General features: G+C 72.7%; 8 protein-coding genes. 4 read left to right on the top strand and 4 right to left on the bottom strand.

Translation table 11 applies throughout. From position 1 onward, the window contains the following. The 3 genes from QH283_RS25605 to pdhA form a co-directional block, all read right to left on the bottom strand. Nucleotides 1-966 (bottom strand): biotin/lipoyl-containing protein (locus QH283_RS25605; RefSeq protein ID WP_280505494.1); only part of this gene is annotated, 966 nt, incomplete at its 3' end. 103 nt (nt 967-1,069) lie between these two features. Next, nucleotides 1,070-2,047: an alpha-ketoacid dehydrogenase subunit beta gene (locus QH283_RS25600; RefSeq protein WP_280505493.1), complete on the bottom strand. Its 978-nt coding sequence runs from the start codon at nt 2,045-2,047 to the stop codon at nt 1,070-1,072. Then, nucleotides 2,044-3,096 carry a pyruvate dehydrogenase (acetyl-transferring) E1 component subunit alpha gene (gene pdhA / locus QH283_RS25595; RefSeq protein WP_280505492.1) on the bottom strand — a complete coding sequence of 351 codons (1,053 nt, stop codon included), beginning with the start codon at nt 3,094-3,096 and terminating at the stop codon, nt 2,044-2,046. Before pdhA ends, QH283_RS25600 begins: the two co-directional genes overlap by 4 nt. A gap of 332 nt (nt 3,097-3,428) precedes the next feature. Between pdhA and QH283_RS25590 the strand changes: the two genes are divergently transcribed. Then, nucleotides 3,429-3,932, top strand: coding sequence for an Lrp/AsnC family transcriptional regulator (locus QH283_RS25590; protein ID WP_280505491.1), 504 nt, complete (start codon nt 3,429-3,431; stop codon nt 3,930-3,932). 93 nt (nt 3,933-4,025) lie between these two features. Beyond that, nucleotides 4,026-4,844 carry an SDR family oxidoreductase gene (locus QH283_RS25585; RefSeq protein ID WP_280505490.1) on the top strand — a complete coding sequence of 273 codons (819 nt, stop codon included), beginning with the start codon at nt 4,026-4,028 and terminating at the stop codon, nt 4,842-4,844. On the opposite strand, the gene QH283_RS25580 is transcribed toward QH283_RS25585, so the two are convergent. Next, the gene (locus tag QH283_RS25580) at nt 4,834-5,322 is read right to left on the bottom strand and encodes an acyl-CoA thioesterase (RefSeq protein ID WP_280505496.1); all 489 of its coding nucleotides are present in this window, start codon (nt 5,320-5,322) and stop codon (nt 4,834-4,836) included. The two genes, QH283_RS25585 and QH283_RS25580, sit on opposite strands and share 11 nt — an antisense overlap. 227 nt (nt 5,323-5,549) lie before the next feature. Between QH283_RS25580 and QH283_RS25575 the strand changes: the two genes are divergently transcribed. Next, a complete protein-coding gene (locus tag QH283_RS25575) occupies nt 5,550-6,815 on the top strand; it encodes an MFS transporter (RefSeq protein ID WP_432420780.1) in 1,266 nt (421 codons plus the stop codon). A 10-nt stretch (nt 6,816-6,825) separates the two neighbouring features. Continuing rightward, nucleotides 6,826-7,089, top strand: coding sequence for a hypothetical protein (locus QH283_RS25570; protein WP_280505489.1), 264 nt, complete (start codon nt 6,826-6,828; stop codon nt 7,087-7,089). Nucleotides 7,090-7,177: the final 88 nt, after the last annotated feature.

The raw sequence follows: 7,177 nt of genomic DNA, 5'->3' as shown, positions 1-7,177 counted from the left end.
GGGGGCGACACCCTGGTTTACGTTGTGCCTGCTTAGTATCTCCTTCGCGTTATCGTGTAATTCCCCTTTCAAATATGTATATTGGCCTAGGGCCGCCAGCACGGCGGCGGCCGCGAAGGTCAGCGGGGTCAGCGGGAGACCGTCGAACTCCGGTGTGGCGCGCAGATGTTCGACCGCGTCGACCGTGGCGGTGCAGTCGACGGTCAGGGCGGTGCTCGCCTGCGGGATGGTGGTGGCGCTGGTGACCATGGCGGCGGCGGTGCGCTTGCGCACCCCGGACACCGGGGTCCTCGTCTCCCGGTCACCGCCGTGCCGCTCCCCCGTCCCGTGTGTCACGGCCCCTGTCCGCGGGGCGGCGCGCACGGCGACGGCGCGGACATCGGCGACGGTGATCGCGCCGTCCGGGCCGGAGCCCGCGACCTGCGCGAGGTCGACCCCCAGCTCCCGCGCCAGCTTGCGCGCGGCCGGGACGGCGGGGATGGGCTCCCCGGACGGCTTCGCTGTCGTCCCGGCATCGGCCACCCCCGCGGCCGCCCTTCGGCGGGAACGGAATTCGCCCTGCGGGCCGTAGCCGACGAGTACCGCGTTCGAACCCCCGGCAGCGCTGCCCGCCGCACCACCCGCGGCGTCGGCCGCGGCGGCCCCTCCCCCGCTGTGCCCGTTCGCCCCGGACGATCCCGCGCCCGTCACCTCGCCGAGGTGGGCGTTGCCGCCCTCGTCGCGGACCCGGATCAGCGGCGCCCCGACGACGACCGTCTCCCCGGGCTCGGCGAGGAGTTCGGCGACGGTGCCGGTGTACGGGCAGGGCAGGGCGACCACGGCCTTGGCGGTCTCGACCTCGGCGATGACCTGGTTGAGGTCGACGTGGTCGCCGACGCCGACCGACCAGGAGACCAGTTCGGCGTCGGCGAGACCCTCACCGAGGTCGGGTAGCCGGAATTCCAGGATGGCGCCGGTGTCGGGCACGGATCACCTCTTCCGCATCGGGGGCAGGGCCGGTGGAGCGGGCAGGATCGGTCGAGCGGCGGAGCTGGGCCGCCTCGGTCCGGGAGGACAGGGGCGGCCCTCCTCAGGCGGCCAGGGAGCGGTCGACCGCGTCGAGGATGCGGTCCGAGTCGGGCAGGTGGTACTTCTCCAGCTTCGAGGGCGGGTACGGGATGTCGTAGCCGCCGACCCGCTGCACCGGAGCTTGCAGGTGATAGAAGCACTGTTCGCCCACCCGGGCGGCGATCTCCGCGCCGAACCCGCCGAAGACGGGGGCCTCGTGGGTGATCACCAGGCGTCCGGTGCGGCGCACGGACTCCGCGACGGTGCCGATGTCGAGCGGTGCGAGACTGCGCAGGTCGATCACCTCGACCGACCGGCCCTCCTCGGCGGCGATGTCGGCCGCCGCCAGCGCGGTGGCCACGGTGCCGCCGTAGGCCACCACCGTCACATCGGCGCCGGGGCGGCGGACCCGCGCGGCGTGCAGGGGCAGGTCGGGGTCGGCGTCGAAGTCGACCAGGGCCTTGTCCCAGTAGCGGCGCTTGGGCTCGAAGAAGATCACCGGGTCGGGGGCGGCGATGGCCTGGCGCAGCATGTGATACGCGTCGGCGGGGGTGCTCGGCGAGACCACCCGCAGACCGGCGGTGTGCGCGAAATAGGCCTCCGGCGACTCGGAGTGGTGCTCCACCGAGCCGATGCCGCCGCCGAACGGGATGCGGATGGTCAGCGGGGCGAGCACCTTGCCGCCGGTGCGGTAGTGGATCTTGGCCACCTGGGAGACGATCTGGTCGAAGGCCGGGTAGACGAAGCCGTCGAACTGGATCTCGCACACCGGCCGATAGCCGCGCAGGGCCATGCCGAAGGCGGTGCCGATGATGCCCGACTCGGCCAGCGGGGTGTCGATCACGCGGTGCGGGCCGAAATCCTTCTGCAGCGTGTCGGTCACCCGGAAGACGCCGCCGAGCCTGCCGATGTCCTCGCCCATCAGCACGACCTTGGGATCGTTCTCCAGTGCCCGGCGCATCGCCGTGTTCAGCGCGCCCGCGAAGGTGGTGGTGGTCATGACAGGGCTCCTTCGGCTCGGGCGAGCTCGCGCCGCTGCTGCTCGATCAGCGGATGCGGCTCGGCGTAGACGTGCTCGAACAGCGCCGAGGGCGGCGGGTCGGGCATGGTCAGGGTGGCGCGGCGCAGGTCGGCGCAGGCGGCGTCGGCGCGCTCGCCGACCTCGGCGGCGAACTCCTCGTCCCACAGCGACTCCCGCTCGAGCAGCCTGCGCAGCCGGTCGATCGGGTCACGGCGCGCCCACTGCTCCAGTTCGGCAGCGGTGCGGTAGCGCGTCGGATCGTCGGCGGTGGTGTGCGGGCCCATGCGGTAGGTCAGGGCCTCGATGAACGAGGGGCCGCCGCCCGCGCGGGCGCGCGCCACCGCCTGCCTGGTGACGGCCAGGACGGCGAGCACGTCGTTGCCGTCGACCTGGATGCCCGGCATGCCGTAGCCGTAGGCGCGGCGCGCCAGGGGGGTGGCGCTCTGCACCCGGACCGGGGCGCTGATCGCCCAGTGGTTGTTCTGGCAGAAGAACACCACCGGCGCGCTCCAGCTCGCGGCGAAGCCGAGCGCCTCGGCGATGTCGCCCTGGCTGCTGGCGCCGTCGCCGAAGTAGGCGATGGTGGCGATCTCGGCACCGTCGAGCTGGGCTGCGTAGGCGTAACCGGTGGCGTGCAGGCCCTGGGCGCCCACGATGATGTTCGGGTTGGTCATGCCGACCGCCTCCGGGTCCCAGCAGTGGTGCGACGCCCCGCGCCACATGCGGGTGAGCAGTTCGGGCGCCACGCCGCGGCACAGCGCCACGGCGGCCTCGCGATAGCTGCAGAACACGTAGTCGTCGGGGTGCAGGGCGTGCGCGGAGCCGACCTGGGCGGCTTCCTGGCCGAGCAGCGGCGGCCACAGGCCGAGCTGGCCCTGGCGTTGCAGCGCGGTGGCCTCGAGGTCGACGCGCCGGGCGAGCACCATGTCGCGGTAGAGCTCGCGCAACCGGTCGGGGCCGATGTCGGCGACGAGCGCGGCGTGTTCGCGATCGAGCACCCTGGCGCCGTCGGGTTGGATCAGCTGCACCGGGTAATCGGTGCCGGGACGCCGTCCGCGGGGCGCGGCTCCCCGGTCGGGGAGGGTGCCCCGGTGGGGCGGTGCACTCGGAGCGGGAACGGTTGCTCGGTCGGGCATGGGTATCGCCTCCTGCGCTCGCGGCCTTGTGGGCCTGTCACACAGTTCTCGGTTCGCCTCGTGGCGGCTGGTTCGCCGGTGTGGCTTACTTCGCCGGTGTGGCTTACTCCGCCGGTGTGGCTTACTTCACAGCATCCTCCTTTTGGCGGGATGCGCAAGTAGGCGACACACGATTGTGCACAATGCGCAATCCAGACCGGCCGAACGGTGCCATACTGCGTCACATGACCGGTCAGGACGCCCCCGAGGCACCCGAGGCGAACATCGACGCGACCGATGCCCGCATGCTGCTGGCCCTGATCGAGACCCCGCGCGCGACCGGCGTCGAGCTGGCGGCTCGGCTCGGCCTGTCCCGCAACACCGTGCAGGCGCGGCTGGCCCGCTGGGAGGCCAACGGCGTGCTGGCGGGCATCGAACGCCGGGTGCGCCCCCGCACGCTCGGCTACCCGCTGGCCGCCTTCGTCTCGGTGGTGCTCGACCAGCACCGGCTCGACCCGATCGTGGCCGCGCTGGCCGAGATCCCCGAGGTCACCGAGGTGTGCGGGATGACCGGCCGGGTCGACCTCACAGTGCGGATCGTGGCCCGCGACGCCGAGGACCTCTACCGGCTGGCCGAGCAGATCCTGCAGATCCCGGGTGTGGAGCGCACCGACATGGCGCTGGTGATGCGCGAGCTGGTCGGTCCGCGCACCGCGCCGCTGCTGGAGCGGCTCAGCGGGACGAACTGAGCCCCGCACCCTCCACCCACCCGGCCCCGCGCCCGCGCCGGACCCCGTCGGGCGCGGCCTGCCACCGCTGTGGGCTGCCGCTACTCTGCGGTAATGGATATTGCGGGCAAGGTTGCCATCGTGACGGGCGCGGGCGGCGGAATCGGTGCGGCACTGGCGCACCGGCTCGCCGAGGGCGGGGCGAAGGTCGTCGTCGCCGATCTCGACGGGGCCGCGGTGGTGCGGGTGGCCGAGGAGATCGGGCCGAACGCGCTGGCACTGGCCGGGGATGTGGCCGACGAGCAGTTGATCAGGGCGCTGATCGAGCGGGCGAGCAGCGAGTTCGGGCCGGTCGACATGTATTTCGCCAACGCGGGCATCGGCGGCGGGCCCGGGCTGGACAGCACCGAGGAGCAGTGGTCGGCCGCGCTGGAGGTCAACGTACTCGCGCACGTGCGGGCGGCGCGGCTGCTCGTGCCCGGCTGGGTGGAACGCGGCGGCGGCTGTTTCGTCTCCACGGCCTCGGCTGCCGGATTGCTCACCCAGCTCGGTTCGGCGCCGTACTCGGTGACCAAGCATGCCGCCGTCGGCTTCGCCGAATGGCTGTCGGTGACCTACGGCGACCAGGGGGTGCGGGTCAGCTGTGTGTGCCCGATGGGCGTGGACACCCGGCTGTTGCGGGGCGATCTGGTGCCCGGTGACGAGCAGGCCTCGGCGCTGGCGATCAAGACGGTCACCAGCGCGGGCGCCGTGCTGAGCCCGGAGGAGGTCGCCGAGGTGATCGTGGCCGGGGTGGCCGCCGAACAGTTCCTCATCCTGCCGCACCCGGAGGTGCTGGAGATGTACCGGCGCAAGGGCGCGGACTACGACCGCTGGCTGGCCGGGATGCGGCGGTTCCAGTCCGCGCTGCTCGGCGGCGGGGTCACCGGATGACGATGGCCGCGGCCGCGGCCCGGACGACTTCGGGGATCTCCACCGGCCTGCGGGTCTCGGCGTCGACGTAGACGTGCACGAAGGTGCCGGTGGCCGACAGCTCCAGCCGCTCGGCGCCGTTCTCCCCGGCCGCGCTCACCACGGTGTCGGCGCCCCGGCCGGTTCCGGCTGTTCCGCCGCCGGTCACCTCACCGCCGGTCACCTCGCCGCCGATCACCTTGTAGAGCCCGAGGTCGTAGGTGATGCTGGAGCGCCCGAGGCGTGAGATCCGCAGCCCGACCCGCAACTGGTCGGGGAAACTGACCGAGCCGGTGAACGTGCAGGAGGTCTGCGCGACCACGCCGATCGCGGGCAGCTCGCGGATGTCGGTGCCGGTGGCCTGCATCAGCCACCCGTTGACCGCGGTGTCGAAGTAGGAGTAGTAGGTCACGTTGTTGACGTGACCGTAGTGGTCGTTGTCGGCCCAGCGGGTCGGCATCGGCCAGAGCACGGGATAGGGCAGTGTCACCCGGCCGACGATAGCCGAGCGCGCCCCGGTGACCCCATGCGCGACACCGCCCACCGCCACGCGGAACCCGCGCGAGCAGCGCGCCGCGCGGGGAGCGCGGACCGTCGACTCGCGGACGGCGGCGCCGGTACCGTCGAAACGGTGCGGGGAGTCTTCAGGGTGCGGATCGACCGGCCACGGCGCTGCGCCTGGCCAGGGTGGCGGTGTTCACCGTCTTCGGCGTGAACGGCTTCCTGCTAGCCATGTGGGTGGTGCACATCCCCGCCGTCACCGACCGCACCGGCGTCTCGCATTCCGAATTGGGCATGTTCATCCTGCTCATGGCGGGCGCCGCCATCGCGGGCATCCGTCTGGCCGGGCCCATGGCCGACCGGTTCGGCAGCAGAACGCAGGCGGGCGCGGCGGCGGTGACGGCCTCGGTGGCGGTGATCGGGCCCGGACTGGCGACCGGTCCGGTGCAGCTGGGAATCGCCTTGGCCTGCTTCGGTTTCGCCAACGGCGCGCTGGACATGTCGATGAACGCCCAGGCCGTGCAGGTCGAACGCGCGTACGGCAGACCCATCCTCGCCGCCTTTCACGCCCTGTTCTCCGGCGGCGGGCTGCTCGGCTCGCTGCTGGGCGCCGGGGCGCTGCGCCTCGGCCTCGACCTCCGCCTGACCCTGCTGCTGACCTGTCTGGCCGGGCTCGCGCTGACGGCGCTGTGGGTGCCGCGCATGCTGCCCGACGCGCACCAGGACGTCCACGCCACCGTGCCCGGCGCCGAGGTGTCGGCACCGGGCGGCGATCCCGGCGCGACGGTGTCGCTGGACGATCCCGCCGTGCGGACCGGCAGCGGGCGGACACCGCGAGCGGATCTCGGCGAGCCGTCCGCCGACGACCCGCGCGCCGGGCACGGGCGAAAGGTGCTGGCGCTGGCGGTGATCGCGTTCGCGGTGCTGCTCACCGAGGGTGTGGCCGCCGACTGGAGCACCTTGCAGATGCGCGACCGGCTCGGCGTCGACGACGCCACCGCCGCACTGGCGTTCGCCGCCTTCTCGATCACCATGACCGGCGGGCGGCTGGTGGCCGACCGGGTCAGCGGGGCGATCGGCCCGGTCGCGGTGGTCCGCCACGGCATGCTGCTGGCCGCCCTCGGCCTGACGTTCATCGTGGTCTCGCCGTGGACGCCGCTGACTCTCACCGGCTGGGCGCTGTGCGGGCTCGGACTGTCCGGCAGCATCCCGCAGATCTTCACCGCCGCGGGCAATCTCGGGTCGACGACCGCGGCCACCGACATGTCCCGGGTGTTCGCCCTGGGCTATCTCGGCCTGCTCGCCGGGCCCGCGCTGATCGGCGGTCTGACCGAACTGGTGTCGCTGACCACCGCTCTGGTGGTGCCGTTGGTAGCGGTGGTCGTATGCGCGCTGTCGGCCGGGGTCGTGACGCCACGGGCGAACCGAGATGTCCGAGCACCGACTCGCTAGGGTCGAGGGCATGTTCGGCAACCGCAGACTCGAGCGCAGGCTGGCCCGCGTCGAGCACAAACTCGACCTGATCATCGAACACCTCGGCATCGAGGCCACCGACTCCGCCGGGCGGCCGCTGCTGAACGCCGGCGATTCGGCCCGGGTCGACGCGCTGCTGTCGGCGGGCAAGAAGATCGAGGCGATCAAGGAATACCGCACACTCCATCGTGGCGTGAGCCTGTCCGAGGCGGTGGAGGTGATCGAGGAACGCCAACGCGCCCTCGGCGGCTGAGCCGGAGACGACCGGGCCCCCCCCCGGCCGGGGGGGCCCCACGGGGGGGGGGGGGGCCGGTGGGGGAAGGGGCGGAGAACACCACGGG

The organism is Nocardia farcinica, assembly GCF_029867845.1.
In the GTDB taxonomy this organism is placed as follows: Bacteria; Actinomycetota; Actinomycetes; order Mycobacteriales; family Mycobacteriaceae; genus Nocardia; species Nocardia farcinica_A.
This window is presented reverse-complemented; position numbering and strand designations above follow the sequence as displayed.